This is a genomic window from Nonomuraea sp. LPB2021202275-12-8 (assembly GCF_037044575.1).
Taxonomy (GTDB): domain Bacteria; phylum Actinomycetota; class Actinomycetes; order Streptosporangiales; family Streptosporangiaceae; genus Nonomuraea.
Map to the genome: position 1 here is coordinate 141,666 of NZ_JBAHWD010000004.1, position 24,548 is coordinate 166,213.

At 70.0% G+C, this 24,548-nt stretch carries 28 protein-coding genes and 3 tRNA genes; 16 read left to right on the top strand and 15 right to left on the bottom strand.

Annotated features, from left to right (window positions below):
- The first annotated feature begins 8 nt into the window (after positions 1-8).
- Positions 9-1,106 carry a branched-chain amino acid aminotransferase gene (locus V5E28_RS09170; protein ID WP_336205998.1) on the top strand — a complete coding sequence of 366 codons (1,098 nt, stop codon included), beginning with the start codon at positions 9-11 and terminating at the stop codon, positions 1,104-1,106.
- Here the strand turns inward: V5E28_RS09170 and V5E28_RS09175 are convergent.
- Positions 1,103-1,726, bottom strand: a complete 624-nt coding sequence (locus V5E28_RS09175) for a DUF4232 domain-containing protein (protein ID WP_336205999.1) — start codon at positions 1,724-1,726, stop codon at positions 1,103-1,105. The two genes, V5E28_RS09170 and V5E28_RS09175, sit on opposite strands and share 4 nt — an antisense overlap.
- 131 nt (positions 1,727-1,857) lie before the next feature.
- On the opposite strand from V5E28_RS09175, the gene V5E28_RS09180 reads away from it, so the two are divergent.
- Positions 1,858-2,403: a Uma2 family endonuclease gene (locus tag V5E28_RS09180; RefSeq protein WP_336206000.1), complete on the top strand. Its 546-nt coding sequence runs from the start codon at positions 1,858-1,860 to the stop codon at positions 2,401-2,403.
- Between the two features lie 47 nt (positions 2,404-2,450).
- Here the strand turns inward: V5E28_RS09180 and V5E28_RS09185 are convergent, their stop codons facing one another.
- Positions 2,451-3,116 carry an O-methyltransferase gene (locus V5E28_RS09185; RefSeq protein ID WP_336206001.1) on the bottom strand — a complete coding sequence of 222 codons (666 nt, stop codon included), beginning with the start codon at positions 3,114-3,116 and terminating at the stop codon, positions 2,451-2,453.
- A 127-nt stretch (positions 3,117-3,243) separates the two neighbouring features.
- Between V5E28_RS09185 and V5E28_RS09190 the strand changes: the two genes are divergently transcribed.
- Positions 3,244-3,894 (top strand): DsbA family protein, encoded by a 651-nt coding sequence (locus V5E28_RS09190; RefSeq protein WP_336206002.1) that lies wholly within the window; start codon positions 3,244-3,246, stop codon positions 3,892-3,894.
- Between the two features lie 188 nt (positions 3,895-4,082).
- Positions 4,083-5,660, top strand: coding sequence for a citramalate synthase (cimA, locus tag V5E28_RS09195; RefSeq protein WP_336206003.1), 1,578 nt, complete (start codon positions 4,083-4,085; stop codon positions 5,658-5,660).
- Positions 5,661-5,663: 3 nt separating this feature from the next.
- On the opposite strand, the gene V5E28_RS09200 is transcribed toward cimA, so the two are convergent.
- On the bottom strand, positions 5,664-7,307 hold the full coding sequence (locus V5E28_RS09200) for a heparinase II/III family protein (RefSeq protein WP_336206004.1): 1,644 nt from the start codon (positions 7,305-7,307) through the stop codon (positions 5,664-5,666).
- A 156-nt stretch (positions 7,308-7,463) separates the two neighbouring features.
- Here V5E28_RS09200 and V5E28_RS09205 point away from each other — a divergent pair, with 156 nt between their 5' ends.
- A complete protein-coding gene (locus tag V5E28_RS09205; protein ID WP_336206005.1) occupies positions 7,464-8,060 on the top strand; it encodes an HD domain-containing protein in 597 nt (198 codons plus the stop codon).
- Here V5E28_RS09205 and V5E28_RS09210 read toward each other — a convergent pair.
- Genes V5E28_RS09210 through V5E28_RS09240 form a run of 7 tightly spaced genes read right to left on the bottom strand, consistent with a single transcriptional unit; the run spans position 8,057 to position 11,349 of the window.
- Positions 8,057-8,413, bottom strand: a complete 357-nt coding sequence (locus V5E28_RS09210) for an antibiotic biosynthesis monooxygenase family protein (protein ID WP_336206006.1) — start codon at positions 8,411-8,413, stop codon at positions 8,057-8,059. The two genes, V5E28_RS09205 and V5E28_RS09210, sit on opposite strands and share 4 nt — an antisense overlap.
- A gap of 55 nt (positions 8,414-8,468) precedes the next feature.
- Positions 8,469-9,056, bottom strand: coding sequence for a hypothetical protein (locus V5E28_RS09215; protein WP_336206007.1), 588 nt, complete (start codon positions 9,054-9,056; stop codon positions 8,469-8,471).
- Positions 9,053-9,628 carry a DUF6286 domain-containing protein gene (locus V5E28_RS09220; protein WP_336206008.1) on the bottom strand — a complete coding sequence of 192 codons (576 nt, stop codon included), beginning with the start codon at positions 9,626-9,628 and terminating at the stop codon, positions 9,053-9,055. Before V5E28_RS09220 ends, V5E28_RS09215 begins: the two co-directional genes overlap by 4 nt.
- On the bottom strand, positions 9,625-10,395 hold the full coding sequence (locus tag V5E28_RS09225) for an Asp23/Gls24 family envelope stress response protein (protein WP_336206009.1): 771 nt from the start codon (positions 10,393-10,395) through the stop codon (positions 9,625-9,627). Before V5E28_RS09225 ends, V5E28_RS09220 begins: the two co-directional genes overlap by 4 nt.
- On the bottom strand, positions 10,392-10,580 hold the full coding sequence (locus tag V5E28_RS09230; RefSeq protein ID WP_336206416.1) for a hypothetical protein: 189 nt from the start codon (positions 10,578-10,580) through the stop codon (positions 10,392-10,394). Before V5E28_RS09230 ends, V5E28_RS09225 begins: the two co-directional genes overlap by 4 nt.
- Positions 10,577-10,888, bottom strand: coding sequence for a hypothetical protein (locus V5E28_RS09235; RefSeq protein ID WP_336206010.1), 312 nt, complete (start codon positions 10,886-10,888; stop codon positions 10,577-10,579). The genes V5E28_RS09230 and V5E28_RS09235 overlap by 4 nt, the downstream gene beginning before the upstream one ends.
- Entirely contained in the window at positions 10,885-11,349 is a 465-nt protein-coding gene (locus V5E28_RS09240; protein ID WP_336206408.1) for an Asp23/Gls24 family envelope stress response protein, read from the bottom strand. Before V5E28_RS09240 ends, V5E28_RS09235 begins: the two co-directional genes overlap by 4 nt.
- A 213-nt stretch (positions 11,350-11,562) precedes the next feature.
- On the opposite strand from V5E28_RS09240, the gene V5E28_RS09245 reads away from it, so the two are divergent.
- Both V5E28_RS09245 and gltX read left to right on the top strand, forming a co-directional pair.
- Entirely contained in the window at positions 11,563-12,339 is a 777-nt protein-coding gene (locus tag V5E28_RS09245) for a fumarylacetoacetate hydrolase family protein (protein ID WP_336206011.1), read from the top strand.
- Positions 12,332-13,705 (top strand): glutamate--tRNA ligase, encoded by a 1,374-nt coding sequence (gltX, locus tag V5E28_RS09250; protein WP_336206012.1) that lies wholly within the window; start codon positions 12,332-12,334, stop codon positions 13,703-13,705. Before V5E28_RS09245 ends, gltX begins: the two co-directional genes overlap by 8 nt.
- Here the strand turns inward: gltX and V5E28_RS09255 are convergent.
- The gene (locus V5E28_RS09255) at positions 13,599-14,900 is read right to left on the bottom strand and encodes an MATE family efflux transporter (protein WP_336206013.1); all 1,302 of its coding nucleotides are present in this window, start codon (positions 14,898-14,900) and stop codon (positions 13,599-13,601) included. The genes gltX and V5E28_RS09255 overlap by 107 nt on opposite strands.
- 56 nt (positions 14,901-14,956) lie before the next feature.
- Here V5E28_RS09255 and V5E28_RS09260 point away from each other — a divergent pair, with 56 nt between their 5' ends.
- Positions 14,957-15,502: a PadR family transcriptional regulator gene (locus V5E28_RS09260; RefSeq protein WP_336206014.1), complete on the top strand. Its 546-nt coding sequence runs from the start codon at positions 14,957-14,959 to the stop codon at positions 15,500-15,502.
- Positions 15,503-15,587: 85 nt separating this feature from the next.
- Here V5E28_RS09260 and V5E28_RS09265 read toward each other — a convergent pair whose 3' ends face one another.
- Complete coding sequence (locus V5E28_RS09265; protein ID WP_336206015.1) at positions 15,588-17,555, bottom strand: M3 family metallopeptidase; 1,968 nt, start codon at positions 17,553-17,555, stop codon at positions 15,588-15,590.
- 165 nt (positions 17,556-17,720) lie between these two features.
- On the opposite strand from V5E28_RS09265, the gene V5E28_RS09270 reads away from it, so the two are divergent.
- The 4 genes from V5E28_RS09270 (at position 17,721) to V5E28_RS09285 (ending at position 18,660) form a co-directional block, all read left to right on the top strand.
- Positions 17,721-17,792: transfer RNA gene (locus V5E28_RS09270), tRNA-Gln, on the top strand.
- A 108-nt stretch (positions 17,793-17,900) separates the two neighbouring features.
- Positions 17,901-18,413, top strand: a complete 513-nt coding sequence (locus V5E28_RS09275; RefSeq protein WP_336206016.1) for a hypothetical protein — start codon at positions 17,901-17,903, stop codon at positions 18,411-18,413.
- A gap of 80 nt (positions 18,414-18,493) precedes the next feature.
- A tRNA-Glu gene (locus V5E28_RS09280) sits at positions 18,494-18,569 on the top strand.
- 18 nt (positions 18,570-18,587) lie between these two features.
- Positions 18,588-18,660, top strand: a tRNA-Glu gene (locus V5E28_RS09285).
- Between the two features lie 428 nt (positions 18,661-19,088).
- Here V5E28_RS09285 and V5E28_RS09290 read toward each other — a convergent pair.
- On the bottom strand, positions 19,089-20,804 hold the full coding sequence (locus V5E28_RS09290) for a hypothetical protein (protein WP_336206017.1): 1,716 nt from the start codon (positions 20,802-20,804) through the stop codon (positions 19,089-19,091).
- Positions 20,805-20,862: 58 nt separating this feature from the next.
- Positions 20,863-21,579 (bottom strand): IclR family transcriptional regulator, encoded by a 717-nt coding sequence (locus V5E28_RS09295; RefSeq protein ID WP_225291990.1) that lies wholly within the window; start codon positions 21,577-21,579, stop codon positions 20,863-20,865.
- Positions 21,580-21,673: 94 nt separating this feature from the next.
- Between V5E28_RS09295 and leuC the strand changes: the two genes are divergently transcribed.
- The 4 genes from leuC to V5E28_RS09315 all read left to right on the top strand — a co-directional run bounded on the left by leuC (position 21,674) and on the right by V5E28_RS09315 (position 24,276).
- The gene (leuC, locus tag V5E28_RS09300) at positions 21,674-23,059 is read left to right on the top strand and encodes a 3-isopropylmalate dehydratase large subunit (RefSeq protein ID WP_336206018.1); all 1,386 of its coding nucleotides are present in this window, start codon (positions 21,674-21,676) and stop codon (positions 23,057-23,059) included.
- A gap of 12 nt (positions 23,060-23,071) precedes the next feature.
- Positions 23,072-23,659, top strand: a complete 588-nt coding sequence (gene leuD, locus V5E28_RS09305) for a 3-isopropylmalate dehydratase small subunit (protein WP_336206019.1) — start codon at positions 23,072-23,074, stop codon at positions 23,657-23,659.
- A complete protein-coding gene (locus tag V5E28_RS09310; protein ID WP_336206020.1) occupies positions 23,638-23,877 on the top strand; it encodes a hypothetical protein in 240 nt (79 codons plus the stop codon). The genes leuD and V5E28_RS09310 overlap by 22 nt, the downstream gene beginning before the upstream one ends.
- A gap of 99 nt (positions 23,878-23,976) precedes the next feature.
- Positions 23,977-24,276: an HU family DNA-binding protein gene (locus V5E28_RS09315; protein WP_336206021.1), complete on the top strand. Its 300-nt coding sequence runs from the start codon at positions 23,977-23,979 to the stop codon at positions 24,274-24,276.
- A 57-nt stretch (positions 24,277-24,333) separates the two neighbouring features.
- Here the strand turns inward: V5E28_RS09315 and V5E28_RS09320 are convergent, their stop codons facing one another.
- Positions 24,334-24,534, bottom strand: coding sequence for a hypothetical protein (locus tag V5E28_RS09320; RefSeq protein WP_336206022.1), 201 nt, complete (start codon positions 24,532-24,534; stop codon positions 24,334-24,336).
- Positions 24,535-24,548: the final 14 nt, after the last annotated feature.

Below are 24,548 nucleotides of genomic sequence, written 5' to 3' on the forward strand. Positions count from 1 at the left end.
CCCTCGTCATGACCATCGCTCAGAAGCTAAGCTTCGACGTGCAGCTATCCGACCACGCTCGCACCGCGGCCGAGCGCGAGCAGGTATTGGCGAATCCGGGATTCGGGCAGACCTTCACCGATCACATGATCTCGATCGACTACACCGAGGGCCAGGGCTGGCACGACGCCCGGCTCCAGCCGTACGGGCCGCTCACGCTCGACCCGGCCACCTCGGTCTTCCACTACGCCCAGGAGCTCTTCGAAGGGCTCAAGGCATACCGGCAGGTCGGCGGCTCCATCGTGACCTTCCGGCCCTATGCCAACGCCGCCCGGTTCAATCGCTCGGCGGTCCGCATGGCCATGCCCGAGCTGCCCGAGGAGACCTTCGTCGAGTCGCTCGAGCTCCTCGTCCGGACCGACCAGGAGTGGGTGCCGACCACCGAGGGCCACAGCCTCTATCTGCGGCCGTTCATCATCGCCACCCAGGTGGGCCTCGGTGTGAACTACCCGTCGAAGACGTACAAGTATCTGGTCATCGCCTCACCCGCGGCCTCCTACTTCACCGGCGGCATCAAGCCCGTCTCGGTCTGGCTCTCCACCGACTACACCCGCGCCGCCCCCGGTGGCACCGGTGCCGCCAAGTGCGGCGGCAACTACGCCGCAGCCTTCGTCGCCCAGCGCGAGGCCGTCGCGCACGGGTGTGACCAGGTGGTCTGGCTCGACGCCCACGAGCACCGCTACGTGGAGGAGATGGGCGGGATGAACCTGTTCTTCGTCTTCGGGAACAAGCTCGTCACCCCCGCCCTGACCGGGACCCTGCTGCCCGGCATCACCCGGGACTCCATCCTCTCCCTGGCCGCCGACCTGGGCCTGGAGGCGGAGGAGCGCCTCATCACGACCGACGAGTGGCAGGCCGGATGCGAGTCGGGCGAGCTCACGGAGGTGTTCGCCTGCGGCACGGCGGCGGTCGTCACCCCGGTCGGCAAGGTCAAGGGCGCCGACCGCGCCTGGACCGTCGCCGACGGCACCCCGGGCCCGGTGACCATGCGCGTGCGCGAAGAGCTGGTCGGGATCCAGTACGGCGCCCGCCCCGACGCCCACAACTGGGTCCACAAGATCGGCTAGTGAGGCCGGGCATCGGGTCGGCTCCGCCCGGTGCCCGCCTCCCAGGCGGTCACCCCGAGATGGCTCGTGGATCCCAGGTCCACGGGGCTTTCCAGGGTGATGCGGTGCTCGGCCGCGCGACCGGTGACGACGACCACGGTGGTCCCGGTTTTGGGCAGCTGGGTGGTGTCCTCGTAGGTGTTGCGCCACACCAGGCCGAAGCGGACCGAACGGCCGGGGCGCACGGTCAGGGCCTTGGCTCCCGGGTCCCTGACGGCTGTGGTGATGCGCCGCGCGCCGCGGTCGATCTTCACCTTCACCGGGTCGCCCTGCTCGTCCAGGAGGCGAACGCGCGGATAGCCGCTGACCTGCCGCTTCCGCTTGCCGCAGTTGGTGAGCGTCATGGTCTGGACCCGCAGCCCCATCGCGGCGTTCGCCTCCCCGGCGGACAGGAGCATGCCCGAGCGGGGGCAGTCACGTGGCCGCTCGGTCTCGACCGGCTCGTCGATGGTCAGGGGCGTCGGCATCGGCGGCGTGGGGCGTGGGGCGTCGGCCGCCGGCGGGCCGCAGCCCGCAAGGCCCAGCACGGCGCCCAGGGCCACAGCGGCTGACAGGGCACGAGCGCTGGAGACGACGTTCACCTGAGACATCCTGGCGCAGTCCGAGGGGTGCGACGGAACCTCCCATGCCGATTCGCCGTTCTCAGGGACTTGGCCGAGCGGGAAGAATACGCTCGGCCATGAGCTGATCACACTCAGGCGAGGGCGGTGGCATGATCAGGCCTGTCGAAGAGCGTTACCGCACGGTCCGGGAGCTGTTCCCGGAGCTCCGGATCGAGCTGGTCAACGGCCGCATCGTGGTGAACGACACCGGCACCTGGCAGCACAACACGATCATCGCGCAGGTGCTCTTCCAGCTCGTGCCCGTGGTCGCCGAGCGCGGGTGGGAGGTCTGGCCGAACATCACGGTCTTCCTCGGCGACGAGGCCGACCGTTACGTGCCCGATCTCACGGTGGTGCCGCAGAACCCGGTGATGGAGTCGGACGAGGCGGTGCGCGGTGACAGCACACTGCTGCTCGTCGACGTGGTGGCCGCCGGCAACGCCTATGACGACCATGTCGTGAAGCCGATGGGCTACGCGCCCGCGGGCGTCCCCCTCTACCTGGTGATCGACCCGTTCCAGCGGGTCGTCAAGCTGCACAGCGAGCCCGGTCCGGGCGGCTACGCCAGGGAGACCGCCGAACCGGTGGGAGCGCCGCTGCTCCTGCCCGACCCGTGGCACCACCTCATCGACACCGGCAGGCTGCTGGACGTCTAGCGATCATCCGGCCGTCCTGCCGGGCGCCGCGGCGGACTCGTACGTGATCATGACGAAGCCGAGGTGTCCTCGTTCTTCCTGATCATGGTGAGCCCGTCCGCGATCGGCAGCATGACGACCGTGACACGGGGATCCGCGATCACCAGGTCGTTGAACTCGCGCATCCGCACCGTCGCCGGGTCGTCCCGGGCCGGATCGGCCACGTAGCCGGTCCACAGGGTGTTGTCCACCATGAGCAGCCCGCCTGGCCGCATCCTGCTCATCAGCAGCTCGTAGTAGGCCGGGTAGCCCGACTTGTCGGCGTCCAGGAAGGCCAGGTCGATGGGCTCGTCGAAGGCGCTCAGGGTGTCGCGCGCCGGGCCGAGCGTGAGCGTGACGCGCTCGGCCACGCCCGCCTTGTCCCAGTAGCGCCGGGCGATGGACGTCCACTCCTCGCTCACGTCGAAACAGTGCAGCCTGCCACCCGACAGCCCCCGGGCGATGCACAGCGAGGAGTAGCCGGTGAACGTGCCCACCTCGACCGCCACCCGCGGGGCGACGAGCCGCGTGATCATCGTGAGGAAGGTGCCCTGGTCGGCGGAGATCTGCATGCCCGCGGCGTCGCCGGTGACCGCCGCCGTCTCCGCGGCGAGCTCCTCCAGCAGTGGATCCGGGTGGGTGGAGTGGTCGAGAATGTAGCGCGCCACGGCCTGATCAAGCACGTAAGCCTTCATGAGGCCATTGTGTGTCAGCCCGTCCAGTGGTCACACAAGCCGCGCGGTCCATAGATATCCGGATAACGCCCGTTGTTGCTGGTTCAGGTAAGGTCGCGGCGATAAATGGGCAAAGGGCGGGTCATAAATGATGAAGAGAGTGGTGGCCGTCGTGGTCGCCTGCGCGGCGCTGGCCGTGCTCACCGTGGTGACGTTCGCGGATCCCGGCCGCCCGTCGCAGGGCGAGGTCCGGCTGATGCGCCAGCCTGACGGATCCATGGTGCTGGCCGACAAGGGCGGCCAGGCGCCCGTGCTCGAACTGTACGAGGACTTCGACTGCCCCGTCTGTAAGGACCTGCACGAACGGGTGGACGCGACGATCGAGCGCCTGGCACGAGAAGGGAAGGTCAAGGTGGTCTTCCACCCGGTGACGATCTTCCGGGACGAGCCGATGCGGTCCAACTCCGTCCGCGCCGCCGCGGCCGCGCGGTGCGTGCCGGAGGCGAACTGGCTGGCCTTCAGGAACGAGCTGTACGCCATCCAGCCGGCGCCGCACGGTCTGGCCTCGGGCTTCACCGTGGCGGAGCTGGCCGCGGCGGCCAGGAAGGCGGGGGCGGCGGCGGTCGACGAGTGCGTGACCTCGCAGTCGTACGCCGAGGCGCACCTGGCGGAGAGCGCGAAGGTCAGCCTTGAGGGGACGCCCACCGTCGTGCTCGACGGTCGGCTGCTGGGCGACGAGGCGTTCGATCCGGCGGCGCTGGAAGAGGCCATCACCGGCGGCGGGGGCGTCACGGTATGACCAAGGGACTGTCCAGAAGATGAGATCGATGTGCCAGATGGTGAATGAGTGTGGCAGACTCGCAAGCACCATGTTCTACGGTCTGCTCATTATCGGCAGGCGCGCTGGCTAACGCAGGGACACCGCCAGCGCGCAGACCTCTCACGTCCGTGAGGGGTCTTTTTGTTTTCCGAAAAGAAAGAAGAACCATGGCCGACGACCGCTTCCACGTCTATGACACGACGCTGCGTGACGGAGCACAGCAGGAGGGGCTCAACCTCACCGTCGCTGACAAGCTCGCAGTCGCGCGCCACCTGGACGGGCTGGGCGTCGGTTTCATCGAGGGGGGCTGGCCGGGCGCCAACCCCAAGGACACAGAGTTCTTCAGGCGGGCTCAAACAGAGCTGGACCTGAAGCACGCGCAGCTCGCCGCGTTCGGTGCGACCCGCCGAGCCGGCGTGAAGGCAGCCGACGACCCGTTGGTGGCCGCCTTGCGCGAATCCGGCGCGCCGGTCGTGACCCTTGTCGCCAAGAGTCACGACCGGCACGTGGAGCTGGCCCTCCGCACGACTCTCCAGGAGAACCTCGCGATGATCCGCGACACGGTCTCTCACCTTCGTGCGGAGGGGCAGCGAGTCTTCCTCGACGCCGAGCACTTCTTCGACGGCTACACCTCCAATCCAGCCTACGCGCTGGAGGTCATCCGCACCGCCGCCGAAGCGGGCGCGGATGTCATCGCCCTGTGCGACACCAACGGCGGCATGCTGCCCGACGAGCTGGCCGAGATCGTCTTCAACGCCGTCCAGACCAGCGCCCGGGTCGGCATCCACTGCCACGACGACACCGGCTGCGCGGTCGCCAACACGCTGGCCGCGGTCAAGGCGGGCGCGACTCACGTGCAGGGCTGCGCCAACGGCTACGGCGAGCGCTCCGGCAACGCCAACCTCTTCACCGTCGTCGCCAACCTGCAGCTCAAGCGCGGCTTCGACCTGGTGCCCCCGCAGGCGCTCGCCGACATGACCCGCATCGCGCACGCGATCACCGAGGTCACCAACGTCACCCCCAACTCGCACGCCCCCTATGTCGGCAACTCGGCGTTCGCGCACAAGGCCGGGCTGCACGCCAGCGCGATCAAGGTCGACCCCAACCTCTACCAGCACATCGACCCCGCCGAGGTCGGCAACGACATGCGCATGCTGGTCTCCGACATGGCCGGCCGGGCGTCGGTCGAGCTCAAGGGGCGCGAGCTGGGCTACGAACTCGACGCCGCCCACACCAGGACCCTGGTCGAGCGGGTCAAGGACCTGGAGTCCAAGGGGTTCACGTTCGAGGCCGCGGACGCCTCGTTCGAGCTGCTGCTGCGTGACACCGTCCACGGTGAGCGCAGGCGTCACTTCGAGGTCGAGTCCTGGCGCGTGATCGTCGAGCGCACCAAGGGCGGCGAGCTCGTCAGCGAGGCCACGGTCAAGCTGCACGCCAAGGGCGAGCGGATCGTCGCCACCGGCGAGGGCAACGGCCCGGTCAACGCCCTGGACAGGGCGGTGCGGCTGGCGCTGGAGAAGCTCTACCCGGAGCTGGCCGGGGTGGAGCTGGTGGACTACAAGGTGCGCATCCTGGAGGGCACCCACGGCACCGGCGCCATCACCCGCGTGCTCATCACCTCCAGCGACGACCGCTCCGACTGGGCCACGGTCGGCGTCGGCCAGAACGTCATCGACGCCTCCTGGCAGGCGCTGGAGCAGGCCGTGACGTACGGCCTGCTCCGTGCGGGCCATGAGCCCGGCTGAGCCCTAGAACAGGTCCGAGGGGAAGGTCACGCCGTTGACCGTGACCTTCCCGCCGGAGCAGGACACCTTGGGCGAGTCGGTGCCGGGGACGACGATCGTCAGCAACGACTTGGCGGCGGGGGAGACCACCACGTTGGTGGGCTCCTTCGACAGGTAGTTCGGCGACATCCAGCCGAGCTCACCCCCGCGCCGCACCTTCTGCCCGCCCACCGGCTTGCAGGAGGCGAGCTGCACCAGGGTGACGTCGAACTTGCCGTCCCGGAGCACGACCCGGCCGGCGCGGTTGGACACCAGCTTGAGCGAGTCGTCGAACCGCCACAGGTTTCTGATCTTCTTGCCGCCGGACGCGGTGTCGAGCACCGCCATCACGTCCTCGCCGTGGTGCACCAGCACCGACCTGGTGCGGGAGACGCCATAGGCCTTGTCGGTCAGGCGGAACGACTGGCTGTCCTTGCCGTACGAGGACTTGGTGAGCTTGCTCGACGTGCGCGGGCGGAACTTCTGGCCCACGACGGTGGGGACGTTGTGCGCCTCGGGGGAGAGCGTCCAGTAGCGGTAGGAGTTCTTCTCGTAGGAGTGGAACCCGGCGTCGACCAGGATGTCGCGGCCCTGCGCGTAGTAGGTGACGCCCAGGTGGTCCTCGTGACCGTGGAACTTCATGCCGGGGCCGAAGCGGATCGAGTAGTAGGCCGAGTCCGGCTTGCCCCAGTCGGTCCGGCCGTAGACGTAGCCGGCCTTGTACGTCCTGACCTTCTGCTTCGGCGTGCCCGCGTCCATCTTGGGCTCGGTCTCCGCGCTGCCGTCGCCGATGGGCACCATGTAGCCGTTGGGCTGGGTGGAGTGCGCGATGAAGTCCTTGAGGGCCTCAGCCCGCTTGCCGATCTCGCCCGGCACCTTGCGGCCGCACGCCCGCATGTTGGTCATGGCGACCTGGAGCCTGCCGTAGACGTAGACGGCGTAGCGCGGCGCCTGCTCCATGAGCGCGCCCTGTGAGTCGACGTCCAGCTTGACCGTGCCGGTGAGTCGCTTGGAGGCCAGACCCGACCAGTCCGCGCGGCCGTAGCGACAGCCGATGGCCATGAGCGCGATGTCCTGGTCGATGCCGTGATTGTGGCCCTTCTTGTAGAGCCTGGAGTCCGACAGGAGCTTGGCGTGGTCGGCGAGGCTCTGCTTGAGCCAGTCGTCCTTGACGTGCATGCTCAGACACACCAGCGGCTGACTCCGCAGCGAGACCGGGTGGTCCTTCCAGACGTAGGACTGGGTGCCGCGGGCGCCGCGCCTGTTGTGCTCCGCCCAGTCCTTGGTGATCTCCTTGGCGCGATCCAGAAAGCGCTGCTCGCCGGTGTTCTCGTACGCGACGACGAGCGTGCCCATCCAGCGCAGCGACTGGAAGACGTACTCCCAGGAACGGTTCTTGTACGGGCTCGCAGCCCAGTTGATCTTCTTGCCGAGCTTGACCGCGGGCAGGCCCACCAGCGAGATCTCGCCGCGCATCACCTCGTCCGCGGTCGGGGTGCCGGGCAGCCAGTCGCCCTGGCACTGCGCCGTGCGCTTGACCGGAGCCGACGTGGTGTCATCAGCCTGCGCGTGGCTCACCATCCCGCTGAGGAGGAGCGTTAGGGCAAGGGGGATCGCGAGGCGGCGCACGCCGGTTCCTTCCGGGCCGAAAAGATGGGGGCGGCACATGCTGTCCGAATCTTGATCCCAAGGTCAAGTCAGGCGCCAGATCGTTAGCGGCTCGATGCGGCGCGGTTTCCGGCCCCTGGTCTCGTCGCGGTCTTCCGGGTCGGACATGCTGTCCTCATGAGATACGACGACCTTGTGCTCCCCGACACGCCGGTCTGCCGGACCGCCCTCGAAGTGGCCACCCGCTATCACTCGCCGTCGCTGCTCAACCACTCCATCCGGGCGTACGTATGGGCCGCGGCCTACGCCCAGGAGCGGGACATCGCGTTCGACGCGGAGCTGCTGTGGGTGTCGTCCATGCTGCACGACATCGGCCTGACGGCGGAGTTCGACAGCCACACGGTGCCCTTCGAAGAGGCGGGCGGGCATGTCGCCTGGGCGTTCTGCGCCGGCGCGGGCTGGCCGGTCGAGCGCAGGGTCCGCGCCGCGGAGGTGATCATCCGCCACATGTGGGACGAGGTGCCGCTGGAGGAGGACCCGGAGGGGCACCTGCTGGAGCTCTCGACCGGCATGGACATCTCCGGGCGGCGCACCGAGGACATCCCGGCCGGGTTGCGCGAGGAGGTCCTGCGCCGCCACCCGCGCCTGGAGATCGCCAAGGAGTTCGCCGCCTGCGTCGCCGATCAGGGCGCGCGCAAGCCGTCGAGCCTGGCCGGAGGGTTCGTCAGCAGCGGGATCGCCGAGCGAATCGCCCGCAACCCGCTGGACGCCTAGGACTTCGGCGCCGCGCTCTGGACCACCTCGAAGGACCACACCTCGGAGCCGGAGGCGGCCGGGCCCTGCCCGTGGCCGTGCCCTTGCGCTTGCCCCTGCGCCTGCGCCTGCGCCGCCTGGGCGTGCCCGCGCTGGAACGCCTGGCCCTTCTGCCAGGTCTGGAAGTCCTCCTCGCTGCGCCAGCGGGTGTAGACGAGATAGCGGTCGGTGCCCTCGACCGGCCGCAGCAGCTCGAACCACTCGAACCCGTCGGCCGCCTCCACCATCCCGGCCCGGTTGGAGAAACGCTCCTCCAGCTGGGCGCGCATGTCGGCGGGCACGGTCAGCACGTTGATCTTCACGACCGATGGCACGGGAGATCCTCCAAAGAGTCCGGCTCGTTCAGCCTTCCAAGCAAACCACGGACGGTCAGCGCACCATGCGTTGCGGTGCCCGTGCCGGCTCGAGGCTGACCCGGGCGACTGTGGGCACGCGCTCCCTCTCCAGGGCGGCGCGCAGGTGCGGGATCGCCACCCGGGTGAGGTGATCGGTGATCGCCCTCATCGGCGTGTGCTCGTCGGCGACCAGGCGGAGCCGTACCTCCGGCTGCCTCGGCGAGCCGGCCAGGCTGGCGTCGGCGCTCAGCACGGCGGGGCCGGACGCCACGTCCGCCGCGAGCGCGTGCGCGACGCCGTCCGCCGTCACCCGCGTGACGCCGCCGGGGCCGCCCTCCAGCAGCACCGAGTCGTATCTGTCCGTGCGGCCCTGGACGAGCAGCCAGCGCAGGGCGAGCAGCGCGACCACGAGGGACAGCGCCGCCAGCGCCCACCAGATCCACGGGCTCGTACGGGCGAAGAAGTCCTGCACGTTGCCGTCCACGACTGGTGTCCCCGCCGGGGCCCAGTCCGTGGAGAAGGTGCCGAGTCCCCGGGCCAGCCCCACGCCGCCCAGGATCGTCAGGACGGCGCCGGTCAGCGCCAGCCCCAGCCGGTTGCCGCGCCCTGTCTTGCGGTTCACCTGCGCTCCTTCACGTTCACGTGCACCCGGTACGGCTCGACCGGGTCGAGCGCGGCGAGCCTGTCCAGGACGGCGTTCCTCACGGCCTGCTCGAAACCCTCCGGATCCCACCCGGAGGTTTCCGCGGTCACGGTCACCGTGCCGCCGTGCAGGCTGGCACGGGCCGAACGGACGCCCGGCACCTCCTCGGCGGCATGGGCCAGCGCCCCGGTGAAGCCCTTGGGGCGCATACCGATGACGACCTCGGCGTCGCCCGTCCGTACGGGCACCATCCGCGGCCGCCCCGGTACCAGCGCGGTCAGCAGCAACGCGAGCCCGAGCAGGGTGACGACCGCGGCGGCTGCCAGCACCAGCGGGCTCGCCCACGTGGTCGAGACGGCCCAGTCGAGCATCCGGTCGTACGGCACCAGCCGCAGCGGCCTGCCGAACAGCGCCGAGATCGTCTCGGCGGCCACCAGCAGGCCCAGAGCGGTGAGCAGCACTGCCACCACGGCGGCGGGCACCGCCCGGCGCGGCCGGAAGGCCCGCTTGGCCACCCGGTCGGCCGCCCTGGTGCCGGCGCGCGCGCTCATCCGGCCCCTCTCCTCGGCCCGGGCCCCGACGGCCCCGATCTCGCCGCCGGATCCGCCCCCGCGGGATCCGGCCGGGTGGGGTCGGTCGGGGCTGGATGCAGGGCGGCGGGGTCCCGCGGTGTGGGATCCGGCCGGGTGGGGTCGGACGTGGTCGTGTGTGGTTCGGCGGGGGCCGGGCGTGTGGGGTTGGCCGCCGTCGGGGGTGGTTCGGCGGGGACCGGCCGCGTGGGGTCAGGCGTGGTCGCGTGTGGTTCGGCGAGGTCCGGGCGTGTGGGGTCGGGCGTGGCCGGGTGCGGGGCGGCGGGGGCCGGGCGTGTGGGGTTGGCCGCCGTCGGGGGTGGTTCGGGTGGGTGGGGCTGTGCTGGGGCGGAGGCAGCCGGGCGTGCTGGGGCCGAGCCTGCCCCCTGCCGGTCCGCGAGGTCCGCAAGAGTGAGGTCCACCCGGGTCACCGCCAGGCCGGTGAGCTCGCCGACCCTGGCGGCCACGTGCCGCCTGATGGTCCTCGCCACCGTGCGCAGCGGTGCCGGGTAGGCGACGGTCACCCGCAGGTCGACCGTGACCCGGTCGCCGTGCACCTGGGCGCTGGAGCCGCTGGCCCAGGGCCGGTTGCCCTGGGACACCTCGCGGACCTCCGGAACCTCCCTCGCGACACGGCAGGCGATCTTCGTGGCCGCGCGGTCGCTCACCGAGGTGTGGCCGCGCCGCTCCGGCGGGTGGCGTTGCGGCGCCCCCGCCTCTGACGCGCGGGAGTCGACGGTGGCGGTCATCGGCGCCTCACGGTGAGATTCGGCAGGTTCACCTCGCCGCTCTCGGCGATGCGGCCCACCAGGAGACCGATCGCGCCGAGCACCAGCACGAGCAGGAACGCGCCGAGGCCGCCGAAGGCCCCGGCCAGACCGAGGACCATGCCGACGGCCATGCCGATCACCGGTATCCAGGGAACGCTGTTCACGAGATCGCCTCCTCCTCTTGCACCACGTCGTGGACGCGCACGTTGATCCGGCGCTCTCCGACCAGGTCCGACACGGCCTGCCGCACCTCGTCGGCCAGCTCGGGCAGCGGGTTGCCCAGCTTCGCCACGATGGAGATCTCCACCGCGTCGTCGGTCACGGCCACGCCCGGCAGCCGCTCACCGGGCAGGTACGTCGCCACCGTTCCGAAGGGGCCGCTGGACAGGTCGACCACCCCCGGGCAGGCACGGACCCGGTCGGCGATGGTCCAGGCCCGTGCCCGGTCGGTGAGGGTCGCCGAGTCCGTCATCGGACCCTGGACTCCTGGTCGGCGTCATTCTGTACGGCGCCCTTGTCCTGTTCGGGCAGGTGGACGTCGTCCACCCTGATGTTCACCTCGGTGACCTCCAGGCCGGTCATGCGCTCGACCGCGTTGATGACGTTCTTGCGCACGGCCGCGGCGAGGTCCGGGATCTTGGTGCCGTACTCCACCACCAGGTCCAGGTCCACGGCGGACTGCCGCTCGCCGACCTCGACCGACACTCCCTGGCTCGGGCTCCTGCCGTCGCCGCCGACCATGCCGCGCATGGTGCTGAGGGCCTTGGACCCGCCGCCCATGGCGTGGACGCCCGCCACTTCGCGCGCCGCCAGGCCCGCGATCTTGGCGACCACCCCGTCGTCGATGCTGGTGCTGCCCTTGTCGGTAATGAGCGTGCTCTCGTGGCCGCCTTCCTGAGTCCTGGCGCGCGGCACGCCCGTCTGATTGACCATCGTGTCCGACACGATCCGTCACCCCCGGCGTTGCGATGTGTCTCTCCACACGAAGCTCTAACCGGCGGTCTAAGGATGATGCGCAAGAAAAAGGACTTTAGGCCTATTTATTGACATATCGTGACTTGCTCTGTGTGCGGCGTCTCGGGACGGTCAAGGCGTGCGGCGGCGCTTCGTGGACGACCCCGCCGGCGTCGGCGATAGCCTTGTCGAGTGCGTATAGCGAGGTTCTCCACAGGCGAAGGCGTCTCGTTCGGCGTGGTCGAAGGCGGTCCGGGCGAGGAGTTCGTCTCCGCGATCTCCGGTCATCCGTTCGGCCAGGTGCAGTTCACCGGTGAGCGGCTTCCGCTCTCCCAGGTGCGGCTGCTGGCTCCGATGCTGCCCAGCAAAGTGGTCGCCATCGGCAGAAACTACGCCGAGCACGCCCACGAGATGGGCAACGAGGTGCCCGACGAGCCTCTCATCTTCATGAAGCCGTCCACGTCCGTGATCGGCCACGGCGAGTCGATCGCCTACCCGACCACGCTGTCGGATCGGGTCGACTTCGAGGGCGAGCTGGCCGTGGTCATCGGCAGGCTCTGCCGCGAGGTGCCCGCCGAGCGGGTCAAGGACGTCATCTTCGGCTACACCTGCGCCAACGACGTCACCGCTCGCGACCTGCAGAAGAAGGACGTGCAGTTCACCCGGGCCAAGGGCTTCGACACCTTCTGCCCGCTCGGGCCGTGGATCCAGACCGACCTCGACGCGAGCGACCTGGCGCTCACCACGACGGTCAACGGGGAGATGCGGCAGACTGGCCGGACCAGCCAGCTGATCCACGACATCCCCGCTCTCGTCGCCTACGTCAGCGCGGTCATGACACTGATCCCCGGCGACGTGATCCTTACGGGCACCCCGGCCGGGGTCGGCCCGCTGGACGTCGGCGACGAGGTGAGCGTCGGCATCGAAGGCATCGGCACTCTGACGAACAAGGTGGTCTCTCGTGACTGATCTACGGGTGCGCTTCGCCCCGTCCCCGACCGGTATGTTCCACGTCGGCGGCGCCCGCACGGCGCTGTTCAACTGGGCGCTGGCCGAGCAGTCCGGCGGCCGGTTCGTGCTGCGCGTCGAGGACACCGACGCGACCAGAAACCGTCCGGAGTGGACCGAGGGCATCATCTCGGCCCTCGACTGGATCGGCATCAACGGCACCAACCCGGCTTTCGAGGGCCCCTACTTCCAGTCGGCCTACGAGCCGCAGCACCGCGAGGCCGTGGCCAAGCTGCTGGCCGACGGCAGGGCCTATCACTGCGACTGCACCCGTGAGCAGCTCGTCGCCCGCACCGGGTCCGAGCACAAGGGCTACGACGGCCACTGCCGCGACCGCGGGCTGACGGAGGGCGCGGTGCGCTTCCGCACGGCCGACGAGGGGGTGACCGTGGTCGACGACGTCATCCGTGGCCGGGTGGAGTTCCCCAACGAGGCCCAGGAGGACTTCGTCATCGCCCGCACCGACGGCTCGCCCCTCTACGTGCTGGCCAACGCGGTCGACGACATCACCCAGGGCATCACCCACGTGGTCCGCGGCGAGGAGCACCTGGGCAACGCCGCCAAACAGGAGCTCCTGTGGCCCGCCCTGGGCGCGACCGCGCCGGTCTGGGCGCACCTGCCGGTGATCGTCAACGAGCAGCGCAAGAAGCTGTCCAAGCGGCGCGACAAGGTGGCGCTGGAGGACTACCGCGCCGAGGGTTATCTGGCCGAGGCCATGGTCAACTACCTCATGCTCCTCGGCTGGGGGCCCGGCGACGACCGCGAGATCATGCCGTGGTCCGAGATGGTGCCGCTGTTCAAGCTGGAGGACGTCAACTCCTCCAGCGCCTTCTTCGACGAGAAGAAGCTGCGCGCCTTCAACGGCGAGTACATCCGCGCCCTGCCGATCGAGACGTTCGAGGAGCGCTGCCTCCCCTACCTCGATCCGGCCTGGGACCGGGAGCTGTTCAGCAAGGTCGCCGCGCTCGCGCAGACCCGCATCGCGGTGCTGTCCGAGATCCGGCAGAACGTCGACTTCCTCTTCCTGCCGGAGCCGGCGTTCGACCAGGCGTCCTGGGACAAGGCGATGAAGAACTCCCCGGAGGAGATCCTCACCGGCTATCTGGCGCGGCTCGACACCGTGAGCTGGGATCCCGAGTCGCTCAAGGAAGCGCTGGAGGAGGTCGGCACGGCTCACGGGCTCAAGCTCGGCAAGGCCCAGGCGCCCGTCCGGGTGGCGGTCACCGGCCGGACCGTGGGCCTGCCGCTGTTCGAGTCGGTCGAGGTGCTCGGCCGCGAGCGGACCAAGGACCGGATCCGCGCGGCACTAGCGCGCCTGCGAGGCTGAGCGCCGCGCCCGCGGCCATCGACAGCCACACGCCCGTGATCCCGAGCCACGCGCTCAGCAGGTAGGCGAGGGGCAGCTGTACGGCGAAGCCCGCCAGTGTGGCGGCCAGCAGTCGGCTGCCCCTTCCGCTCGCCTGGAGCACCCCGCCGACGGCGATCAGGGCGCCGAACGGGATCAGATAGAGCGTCATCCAGCGCAGGAAGCTCACGGCCGCCGACGGATCGTCCGCGAAGAGGCCCGTGACGGGGACGGCCACCGCGTTGAGCACGACGGCCACCGCCGCCCCCGCGAGCAGGCCCAGCCGGAGCGGCGAGCCGGTGGGCTCGGTGCGCGAGGTGCGGATCATGGCGGCCTGCCGGAACGCGTAGAAGACCATGACCCCGGCGAGCATGACCTTCTGCCCGATGCCGTAGCCGGCCAGTTCGGCGGTGCCGAAGCCGGCGACGATGTCCACCAGCACCATGCCCACCAGGGCACGAGCCAGGAAATCTCCGGACATGGGCAGCCCGGTCCTCAGCACGTCACCCGCCAGAGAGTCGAGAACCGCCTGGCGGCGACCCAGTAGTGCGCGGCCCGCCCGAGGGGCGGGAGCCGCTTCACGAGGCGTACGGCGGGCCAGCGTGCGGAGGGAGACGGCCAGGGTGGCTGCGCGCGCGAGTACCGTGGCCAGCGCGGCTCCCTGCACGCCCAGGCCGAGCCCGTAGATGAGCAGCGGGTCGAGGACGATCACCAGCGCGTTGCAGATCAGCGCGTGCCGCATGGGCCTCCTGGTGTCGCCCATCCCTTTGAGCACGCCGTCGACGACCGTCTGCGCGAAGTACACCGGCAGGCCGCCGAGCGAGATCAGGAAGTAGGACGCCGTCAGCCCGGCGTCGTCGGTGAACAGCGCGGCCAGCGGCTCGCGGAGCAGGACACCCGGAACGGTGATCGCCAAGGAGCACGCCGCCCACAGCCACCAGCCGGTCCTGATCACGGGGGAGAGCGGTTCGCGGCCGTCGCGCCGGCCGACCAGCACGGTGACGCCCGTGGGAACGGCCAGGAAGAGTCCGTAGGCGAGGTATTCGGCCGTGGTGGCCACGGTCACCGCGGCCACGGCGTCCGCGCCCAGGCCGGAGACCCACAGCAGGTCGATCAGACCGACAGCCACGACGGCGGTCAGCAACTCCACGTAGATGGGCATCGCCAGCTTGATCATGCTTATACCTCGATTCGTAGTGCCTCGAATCGAGGTATAGCGTTACGATGCATCCCATGGCAAGTGGCGGTGACCTGACTCTCACCATCCTTGGATTCCTCAGCGAGCGCCCGATGCACGGCTACGAGCTGAAGGCCCGGCTGGCGGCGCTGACCGGCCATCTGCGGCCGATCAGCGACGGCGCCCTCTATCCGGCGATCGCCAGACTGGAGTCGAAGGGCCTGGTCGAGCGGCACGAGGAGGCCGGCACGCACGCGGCCCGCAGGCAGGTGCTGACCATCACCCCGGAGGGCAGGCAGGAGCTGCTCGGCCGGCTACGCGACCCCAGCGACCTGGACATCAGCGACCAGACCAGGTTCTTCGCACTGCTGACGTTCCTGTCGGCGCTGCCCGGCGGGCAGGAGCAGGCCGAGGTGCTCCGGCGGCGGCTGGCGTTCCTGGAGGCGCCGGCGAGCTTCTTCTACGAGCGCGGCAAGCCGGTCAGGATCCAGGACGAACCCGACCCCTATCGGCGCGGCATGCTGCAGATCGCCCGAGCGTCCAGCCGGGCCGAGAAGGAGTGGCTACGGCAGCGGATCGAGGAACTGGACGCCCGCGGCTGACGCCGTGCCTCCCGATCAGCCCCGAGGCGGTCGACGGAGGACGGCGCCCCGGGGCGGTCGGAAGACACTGCGGCCGACGCGACGGTCAGATGAGACCGCGGCGCTCCAGCAGCGGGCGGATGCTCGGCTCGCGGCCGCGGAAGTTGCGGAAGGAGGTCAGCGCGTCCACGCTGCCGCCCTTGGACAGCAGTTCGCGGCGGAAGTGGTCGCCGTTGGCCCGCTTGAGCCCGCCGTTCTCCTTGAACCACTCCACGCTCTCCGCGTCGAGCACCTCGCTCCAGATGTAGGAGTAGTAGCCGGCGCTGTAGCCACCCGCGAAGATGTGCGCGAAGTAGTTGGTCCGGTAGCGCGGCCTGACCAGCGGGAAGGCGATCTGCGCCGCCTCCAGGGCCGCCGCCTCGAACGCCTCGGCGTCCGGCACGCTCTGGCCCGAGCCCAGCTTGTGCCAGGCCCAGTCGAGCAGCGTCGCGGCCAGGTACTCGACGGTCTGGAAGCCCTGGTTGAACCGTTCGGCGGCCTTCAGCTTCTCCACCAGCTCGGCGGGCATCGGCTCGCCCGTCTCGTGGTGCTTGGCGTAGCTCGACAGGATCTCGGGCCACGTCGCCCACATCTCGTTGACCTGCGACGGGTACTCGACGAAGTCGCGCGGCACGCTGGTGCCCGACACGCGCGGGAAGCGTACCTCCGAGAACAGCCCGTGCAGGGCGTGCCCGAACTCGTGGAAGGCCGTGTTGACCTCGTCGTAGGACAGCAGCGTCGGGCCCGAGGCCGGCTTGGTGATGTTCAGGTTGTTCATCACCACGGGCTTGAGACCGAACAGGAACGACTGGTCGACCAGGTTGTTCATCCACGCGCCGCCCCGCTTGTTGGCCCTGGCGTACGGGTCGAGCAGGAACAGTCCGAGCGCGCCGCCGTCCTCGTTGAACACCTCGAAGACCTTGACGTCCTCGTGGTAGCCGGCGAGGTCGGGCCGCTCGGTGAAGCTCACGCCGTAGAGCAGGCTCGCCGCCTTGAACACGCCGTCGCGGAAGACGCGGCCCAGCTCGAAGTAGGGGCGCATCGCGTCGGCGTCGAAGTCGTAGCGGGCCTGGCGCACCTTCTCCGAGTAGTAGGACCAGTCCCACGGCTCGATCTCGAAGCCCGCCTGCCCGGCCAGTGCCTCGGCCTCCTGGCGGGCGTTGCGCACGGCCGGGCCGACGAGCTGGCCCAGCATCTCCTCGACCGCCTCCACGGTCTTGGCCGTCTGGTCGGCGACCACGTACGCGGCATGGTTCGCGAAGCCCAGCAGCGCGGCGCGCTCGGCGCGCAGGGTCGCCATCCTGACGGCCAGGTCGAAGTTCTGTGGCGCCCGCGCCACGCTCAGCGTGTAGAGCTTGCGGCGCACCTCGCGGTCGGTGAGCTGGGCGAGTGCCGGCTGGTTGGTGAAGTTGAGCAGCGGCAGCACGTAGCGGCCGTCCTTCTCCAGCGACTTGATCGTGGCCTCGTCCAGGCCGTCGAGCTCCTTGGCGTCCGTCACCACCAGAGCCGACTCGGTGGAGGCCTTGAGCAGGTTCTGCGAGAACTCGGTGGAGAGCTTGGACAGCTCCTCGTTCAGCGCCCGCAGCCTTTCCTGCTCGGACTCGGTCAGGTCGGCGCCGGCTCTGACGAAGTCCTCCCGGTACTTCTCCAGCAGCCACGCCTGCTCGGGGTCGTCCGTCGTCACCTGCTTGAGCCGCGCCCACAGCCGGCGGTTGAGCCGGATCGCGTCGCTGTGCCTGGTCAGCTCCGGCGAGACCCGCTTCTCGATGTCCATGAGGGCGTCGGAGGTGTTGGACGCCGCGACGCTGAAGAAGACCGTGGCCACCCGGTCCAGGATGCGGCCGGACCGCTCCAGCGCGGCGACCGTGCTGTCGAACGTGGGCGGCTCGTCGCCGGCCGCCACGGCCTCCACCTCGGCCAGGTGCTCCGCCATCCCGCGTTCGAACGCGGGCAGGTAGTGCTCCTCGCGGATCTCCTCGAAGGGCGGCAGCTCATAGGGCAGGCTGCTCGGGGCGAAGAAGGGATTCTCGGCCAAGGCTGGGGCTCCTCCACGTGGTGGTTTGTCCCCATCAGCTTGGCACGGCGGACCCGGTGCCGTACGCCGTGGGCAGACGGTCGGGCATTCGTTTTGGTCTTACACCCCTAGCTGGGCTATTCTTTCGGACGTCGCCAGGCGCCGCCCCCCAGGGGCTGCAGGCGGTGGGGTATGGTGTAATTGGCAGCACGACTGATTCTGGTTCAGTTAGTCTAGGTTCGAGTCCTGGTACCCCAGCACTATGCGGATGCTTCGTACGAAGCATCCGTTTCTTGTTTTATGGACGAGTTCCGTTTAAAGCGGGGATCCTTTCTCCCGTTCGCCGCCCCCTTCCTCCTTCCCCTGTTGCTCTTCTTCCCCGTGTGCCTGCTGCTCGGCGGCATCCTCACGGGCAGCTTCGCCTGGGGACTGATCATCGGGGTCGCCGGCACGGTCGCGCTCGTCGGCGTGCTGGTGGTCAAGCACAGGCGGATGGTCGAGGGCACCGTCGTGCGCTTCTCGGAGCGGGGCGTGGAGATGGCCGACACCTACGGTTTCGTCTTGCGCCTGGGCTGGCCGCACATCGCGCGGGTCGACGCGGTGGAGAGCCGGATGGCCAGCTCGCGCACCGTCGGCCGGCCCGGCGGTGTCCGGGTACGCGCCGGAGCCATGCAGAGCGTCGGCCTCGTCGGCTGGGGCGAGCGCGAGGTGCCGGCGCGCATGCCCCGCTGGATGCGCGAGCATCTGGCCCGGGTGCCTGTCGATCCGGACACCGGCCTGCAGTGGCTCGGCATCCCGCTCGGCGCCGTCGACCCGCTGTGGGAGCGCGGGCCGATGGGGGGCTGGGTACGCCGCCACCGCCCCGATCTGCTGGCCTGATAGTGGTTTGGTGTGCTCCTTCGGGTGCGGTAGAGTTACCTGCGTTGCCGGGGAGGCCCGGCAAGCTCGCTTGTGGACAGGGTCCCGTCGTCTAGTGGCCCAGGACGCCGCCCTCTCAAGGCGGTAGCGCCGGTTCGAATCCGGTCGGGACTACCACTGTCACAAGCTCGCGAAGGTCCCGTCGTCTAGTGGCCCAGGACGCCGCCCTCTCAAGGCGGTAGCGCCGGTTCGAATCCGGTCGGGACTACACATCACCGAGAGACCCGATCGTAGATCGGGTCTCTTCGCGTTTCGGGCCGCCGCCTGACCGAGCACGACGAGGCCGATCAGCAGCGACGGCCGGCTTCCCGCCGTTGAGCAGGGCCACCGCGGTGGCCGGCATCCGGCGCGGCGCGTACATCCAGGACTTGAGCGCGAACGGGCTCCTGTTCACTCAGGAGGGCTGCGCCGACCGCCACAGCGGCGCTCACAGCCGCTGAGGGACTCAGGCCGCCCGGGGTACGGCCCACAGCCTCCGGCGCGCCCAGGGGAGCAGCGGGACCGCCGCCGGCGCGAACCTGCGCCAGGCGACGACCCGCGCCGTCACGGCCTGGAGCACGAGCGCGCCCGGGGCGGTGCCGCCTTGGACGGGAGCGACCCTCGCCCCCGATCCCCTCGGTGGCGAACGGCGGGCCGCTACGGGGTGGCGGAGCGGGCCTTGAACAGGGCCCGGCGAGCCGCCTTGGCGATCTGCTTGTCCGGGTGGACCTGGGAGATCAGGTCGAGCAGCTCCTCCACGTGCGCGTGGGGGATCTTCCACACCACCTCGAGCAGGTTGTTGAGCAGCTCGGGGCCGATGTCCCGCAGACTGCCCACGAACTCCGCCCGGCCCAGGCCGGCCGAGATCGTCCACATGTCCAGGATCAGCCAGTGGGTGTCGTCCTGCGTCGGCTCCGGGGCGTCCTCCACCTCGAGCTGGCTCAGGTGCGTCGCCGCGTAGGGGCGCAGCGACGGCTGCTCGAGCGCCTCCTGCCAGGCGGGCACGGCGGCCTCGCCCAGCGTGCCGACGACGCTGGCCGCCTGCACCCGGATCAGCGCGTCGCCGTCGTCCTTGGCCGCGGCCTCCAGCAGTTCCTCGGCCGCCCGCTCGGGCTCGCGCAGCCGCATCCATGCGGCGAACTCCGCGTCGGCCTCGTCCTCGGGCAGCTCCGCGCTGAGCACGAGCAGCTCGTGGGCGCTCATCGACTCGATGGCGGGCCGCGCGTCGATCTCGATGTCGGAGTCGTCGACCAGGTGGACGACACCCTCGGTGCCGAGCGGGGTGAGGCTGACCGCGTCGTCGCCGACCTCGACCATGCCGTAGCCGGTCAGCCATTCGAGGACCGAGGCGAGCGGATCGCCCGCCGCCTCCCAGGCGTCGGCGCCCAGCTCGTCGACCTCGGCGGCGAACTCGGCCAGCTCCCCGCGGAGCTCGTCGAGGTCGCGCGTGCCGCCCGCGAGCAGCAGCCGGACCAGCAGAGCGCGGGTCAGGCCGGCCAGGGCCATGGTCAGATCCTCGTCGGACAGCTCCGGGTCGCCGTAGTCGACCGAGTGCAGGCCGAGCATCCAGGCGTCGAGCACGTCCTCGTCGTCGTCGAACGGCCACTCGGAGGTGTCGTCCTGGACGGCCACGGTGCTGCCCTCGCCCGGCTCCAGGAACTCAAGGTCCACGGCCAGGTTCCACAGGTTCCACAGCTGGGGGACGGCCTCGGCGAGCGAGCCGTCGGTCTCGGGCCTGGGCAGCCCGACGGTGGCCAGCGCCTCCTCCACCTCGGCGTCGGAGAGCAGCGTGTCCTCGCCGACCCGGCGGCCCGAGCCGACCCACAGGGCCAGGTCGCGGGCCTTGGTGACCAGCGGCACTTCGCGGGCGGCGGCGGCCAGCTCGGAGTCGGGGCGCAGCCTGATGGTGGGCAGGTCCGCGAGCTCGTCGGCGAACGGCTCGAAGTCGCCCAGATCGCCGGCCTCGTCATCGTCCTCGTCGCCCTCGACGTCCTCGATGAGGTCCTCCATGAGCTCGACGAAGTCGTCTTCGACGTCGTCGAGCTCCGCCTGCAACTCGACGAGGGAGTCGGAGCCCTTGGTGAGCCGGCCGGTCTGGGAGAGGAATGTCAGGTACGCGTCGACGGCGGGGACCATCCCGTCGGCCGCTGCGTCGGGGTCGTCGATGACCTTCGGCATGCGGTCGAGCAGCAGATTACGCAGGTCGGCGCGCTTCCACGTGCCGAGATCCTGCGAGAAGGCGAGACGGTGCCAGAGTGCGGCAGGCCCCACGAGCTCGGGGTCGCTGTCGGGCGCGTTGGTACGGGCCCACAAGATGAACTCTTCGAGCAGGGGTCGCAGCTCAGTGGCGGCTACCTCGATGCGATCTGTCACGCACTCAGGCTAGTGCTCCCGCGAGGCACTCGGCTCCCCAAATAGGGGCTTTGACTGATCATGAGGTGCGGCGCATGGCTTCGGTGATCCGCTCCGCCGCCGCCATCACGGGCACCGCGTGCAACCTTCCGGGGGCCCTCGTCAGCCGTTCGATGGGGCCGGAGACGGAGACCGCCGCGATCACCTTGCCGCCGCTGCCCCTTATCGGCGCGGACACGCTGGCCACCCCTTGCTCGCGCTCTCCCACGCTGTGCGCCCAGCCCCTGCGCCGCACGGACGCCAGCGTGGCGGCGGTGAACTTGGCGCCCCGCAGGCCGCGGTGCAGCCGGTCGGGCTCCTCCCAGGCGAGCAGTATCTGGGCGGCCGAGCCGGCCGTCATCGGCAGCGCCGAGCCGACGGGCACGGTGTCGCGCAGGCCGCTGGAGCGCTCGGCGGCGGCCACGCAGACCCGCTCGTCACCCTGACGCCGGTAGAGTTGCGCGCTCTCGCCCGTGAGGTCGCGCAACTGCATCAGCACGGGCGCGGCGACGGCGAGCAGGCGGTCCTCGCCGGCGGCCGTGGACAACTCGGAAAGCCGGGGGCCGAGCACGAACCTGCCCTGTGTGTCACGGGTCACGATGCGGTGGTGTTCGAGCGCGACGGCGAGCCGATGGGCCGTGGGGCGGGCCAGGCCGGTCGCCTGAACGAGCTGCGCCAGGGAGGCCGGTCCGGCTTCGAGGGCGTTGAGTACCAGAACGGCCTTGTCCAGTACTCCGACTCCGCTAGAGTTGTCCATACACCGATACTGCAGTCTCGACATATGAGAAGGCAAGTCGGAGTTTGAGCGAGCGAGCCGCGATGCGGAGCATCGCATCAAATAGGAGGAGATCATGGGCCGCACACTGGCCGAGAAGGTCTGGGAGCAGCATGTCGTGCGCCGTGCAGAGGGCGAACCCGACCTGCTCTACATCGACCTGCACCTCATCCACGAGGTGACCAGCCCGCAGGCGTTCGACGGACTCCGTCTCGCCGGCCGGCCCGTGCGAAGGCCCGACCTCACGATCGCCACCGAAGACCACAACGTCCCGACCGTGCTCGGCCCGATCGCCGACCCGGTGTCCAAGGCCCAGGTCGAGACGCTGCGCAAGAACGCCGCCGAGTTCGGCATCAGGCTGCACCCGATGGGCGACGCCGGGCAGGGCGTGGTGCACATCATCGGCCCGCAGTTCGGTCTCACGCAGCCCGGCATGACGATCGTCTGCGGCGACTCCCACACCTCCACCCACGGCGCCTTCGGCGGCATCGCGTTCGGCATCGGCACCTCCGAGGTCGAGCACGTGCTGGCCACGCAGACGCTGCCAGCCTACCGGCCCAAGACCATGGCCATCGAGGTCTCGGGCGAGCTGCCCCCCGGCGTCACGGCCAAGGACCTGATCCTGGCCATCATCGCCAAGATCGGCACCGGCGGCGGCCAGGGCTACATCGTCGAATACCGGGGCGAGGCCGTGCGCAAGCTCTCCATGGAGGGCCGCATGACGGTGTGCAACATGTCCATCGAGGCGGGCGCGCGGGCCGGCCTGATCGCCCCCGACGAGACCACGTTCGCCTACCTGGAGGGCCGCCCGCACGCGCCGTCCGGCGAGGCGTGGGACCAGGCCGTCGCCTACTGGAAGACGCTCAGGACCGACGACGACGCGGTGTTCGACAAGGTCGTGGAGATCGACGCCTCGACGCTGGCCCCGTACGTCACCTGGGGCACGAACCCGGGCCAGGGCCTGCCGCTCACCGAGAGCGTGCCCGACCCGGAGAGCTTCGGCGACCCGGTCGCCAAGTCCGCGGCCGAGCGGGCGCTGACGTACATGGGCCTGACCGCCGGCACCCCGCTGCGCGAGATCGAGGTCGACACGGTCTTCGTCGGCTCGTGCACCAACGGCCGCATCGAGGACCTGCGCTCCGCCGCCGACATCCTGCGCGGCCGCCAGGTCAAGACCCGCACGCTCATCGTCCCCGGCTCGATGCTGGTCAAGCTCCAGGCCGAGCAGGAGGGCCTGCACGAGGTGTTCAAGGCCGCCGGCGCCGAATGGCGTGAGGCCGGGTGCTCGATGTGCCTGGGCATGAACCCCGACACGCTCCAGCCCGGCGAGCGCAGCGCCTCCACCTCCAACCGCAACTTCGAAGGCCGCCAGGGCAAGGGTGGCCGCACCCACCTGGTCTCGCCGCAGGTCGCCGCCGCGACCGCCGTCACCGGCCGCCTGACCGCCCCAGCCGACCTCTAGGAGAACCTTCCGATGGACGCTTTCACCACCCACACGGGCACGGCGGTGCCGCTGCGCCGCAGCAACGTCGACACCGACCAGATCATCCCCGCCGTCTGGCTCAAGCAGGTCAGCCGCACCGGGTTCGAGCGCGGCCTGTTCGCCGCCTGGCGCGAGGACCCGGCGTTCGTGCTGAACGACCCCTCCTACGCGGGCGCCTCGATCCTGGTCTCCGGTCCCGACTTCGGCACCGGCTCCTCGCGCGAGCACGCCGTGTGGGCGCTGCAGCAGTACGGCTTCCGCGTCGTGATCGCCGCCAGGTTCGGCGACATCTTCCGCAACAACTCCACCAAGATGGGCCTGCTGCCGGTCATCCTGCCGGACGAGAAGGTCGAGGCCCTGCAGGACGCGATCGAGGCGGACCCGGGCCTGCAGGTGACCGTCGACCTGGGGAGCCGCGAGGTCCGCTGGGCCGGCGAGGCCGTCGGGTTCGAGATCGACGACTACACCCGCTGGCGGCTGTTGGAGGGCCTCGACGACATCGGGCTGACCCTGCGTCACGCCGAGGATGTCGCGGCGTACGAGAATGGTCGGCAGCCATGGCTGCCGACGACCGTCTAGAAGACGACGAACTGGCGCGGCGGTTGCGCGAAGCGCACCGCCGCGTCCGCATGCTGCCCGCCTCCGAGAAGGAGCGGCAGGCCCGCCGCTACCTGTCCATCTGCGATCTCGCCAAGCGTGATCCACAGCGGGCCGCCGCCCGCCTGGAAGCATTCCTGACCTCGTTGGACAGCGTTTCCGACACGCCACGCGAGGGGGAAAACACGCTGGGTGATTGAGTTCCCCCCGGATCCGGCCTACTTTCGACCGCGTAAGGGGTTTCTACGTCGGACTCGTGAGCTGGAACCCCGCGCCGTAACTGGGGGAGCAGAACTTTCATGAACAAGCGGGAACTCGTCGACGCCATCGCAGACCGGGTGGGCGACAGGAAGACGGCGACCGAGGCCGTGAACGCGATCATCGACGCCGTCCAGAAGGCAGTGGCGAACGGGGACAAGGTCTCGATCACCGGCTTCGGCGCTTTCGAGATGGTGCACAAGCCGGCCAGGACGGCGAGAAACCCGTCAACCGGTGCGGAGATCAAGGTCCAGGAGAGCTGGGCGCCGAAGTTCCGTCCCGGCTCGGATTTCAAAGAGCTGGTGAACGTGGGCGGCAAGAAGGCCGCCAAGAAGAAGTAACCACAGGACGGCGAGGCCCGGGCTCCGAATCGGGGCCCGGGCCTTCTCATGGCCGCGTCATGGCAGCGGGAACGTCGACAGCGTGATGTAGGTGATCTCGCCGCCCGCCATCGCGAGGTTGACGCGCTGCCCGGTGCGGAGCAGGCGCAGCGGGCCCGCGTCGAAGGCGCGGGCGGGGAAGTCGAGGACGGTCCCGTCGTCGAGGAACACCGAGCCCGACCGGGTCACGTCGTCGAAGCTGCGCACTGTCGCCTGCACGTCAGCCAGCCTAA

Excerpts from the sequence above, each read along its gene's own strand:
- V5E28_RS09180 (WP_336206000.1), top strand. The coding sequence starts at position 1,858 with ATGATCAGGCCTGTCGAAGAGCGTTACCGCACGGTCCGGGAGCTGTTC.
- V5E28_RS09205 (WP_336206005.1), top strand. The coding sequence starts at position 7,464 with ATGAGATACGACGACCTTGTGCTCCCCGACACGCCGGTCTGCCGGACC.
- V5E28_RS09260 (WP_336206014.1), top strand. The coding sequence starts at position 14,957 with ATGGCAAGTGGCGGTGACCTGACTCTCACCATCCTTGGATTCCTCAGC.
- V5E28_RS09240 (WP_336206408.1), bottom strand. The coding sequence starts at position 11,349 with ATGGTCAATCAGACGGGCGTGCCGCGCGCCAGGACTCAGGAAGGCGGC.
- leuD (WP_336206019.1), top strand. The coding sequence starts at position 23,072 with ATGGACGCTTTCACCACCCACACGGGCACGGCGGTGCCGCTGCGCCGC.
- V5E28_RS09190 (WP_336206002.1), top strand. The coding sequence starts at position 3,244 with ATGATGAAGAGAGTGGTGGCCGTCGTGGTCGCCTGCGCGGCGCTGGCC.
- V5E28_RS09315 (WP_336206021.1), top strand. The coding sequence starts at position 23,977 with ATGAACAAGCGGGAACTCGTCGACGCCATCGCAGACCGGGTGGGCGAC.
- cimA (WP_336206003.1), top strand. The coding sequence starts at position 4,083 with ATGGCCGACGACCGCTTCCACGTCTATGACACGACGCTGCGTGACGGA.
- V5E28_RS09185 (WP_336206001.1), bottom strand. The coding sequence starts at position 3,116 with ATGAAGGCTTACGTGCTTGATCAGGCCGTGGCGCGCTACATTCTCGAC.
- leuC (WP_336206018.1), top strand. The coding sequence starts at position 21,674 with ATGGGCCGCACACTGGCCGAGAAGGTCTGGGAGCAGCATGTCGTGCGC.
- V5E28_RS09310 (WP_336206020.1), top strand. The coding sequence starts at position 23,638 with ATGGCTGCCGACGACCGTCTAGAAGACGACGAACTGGCGCGGCGGTTG.
- V5E28_RS09255 (WP_336206013.1), bottom strand. The coding sequence starts at position 14,900 with ATGATCAAGCTGGCGATGCCCATCTACGTGGAGTTGCTGACCGCCGTC.
- V5E28_RS09220 (WP_336206008.1), bottom strand. The coding sequence starts at position 9,628 with ATGAGCGCGCGCGCCGGCACCAGGGCGGCCGACCGGGTGGCCAAGCGG.
- V5E28_RS09295 (WP_225291990.1), bottom strand. The coding sequence starts at position 21,579 with ATGGACAACTCTAGCGGAGTCGGAGTACTGGACAAGGCCGTTCTGGTA.
- V5E28_RS09235 (WP_336206010.1), bottom strand. The coding sequence starts at position 10,888 with ATGACGGACTCGGCGACCCTCACCGACCGGGCACGGGCCTGGACCATC.
- V5E28_RS09170 (WP_336205998.1), top strand. The coding sequence starts at position 9 with ATGACCATCGCTCAGAAGCTAAGCTTCGACGTGCAGCTATCCGACCAC.
- V5E28_RS09225 (WP_336206009.1), bottom strand. The coding sequence starts at position 10,395 with ATGACCGCCACCGTCGACTCCCGCGCGTCAGAGGCGGGGGCGCCGCAA.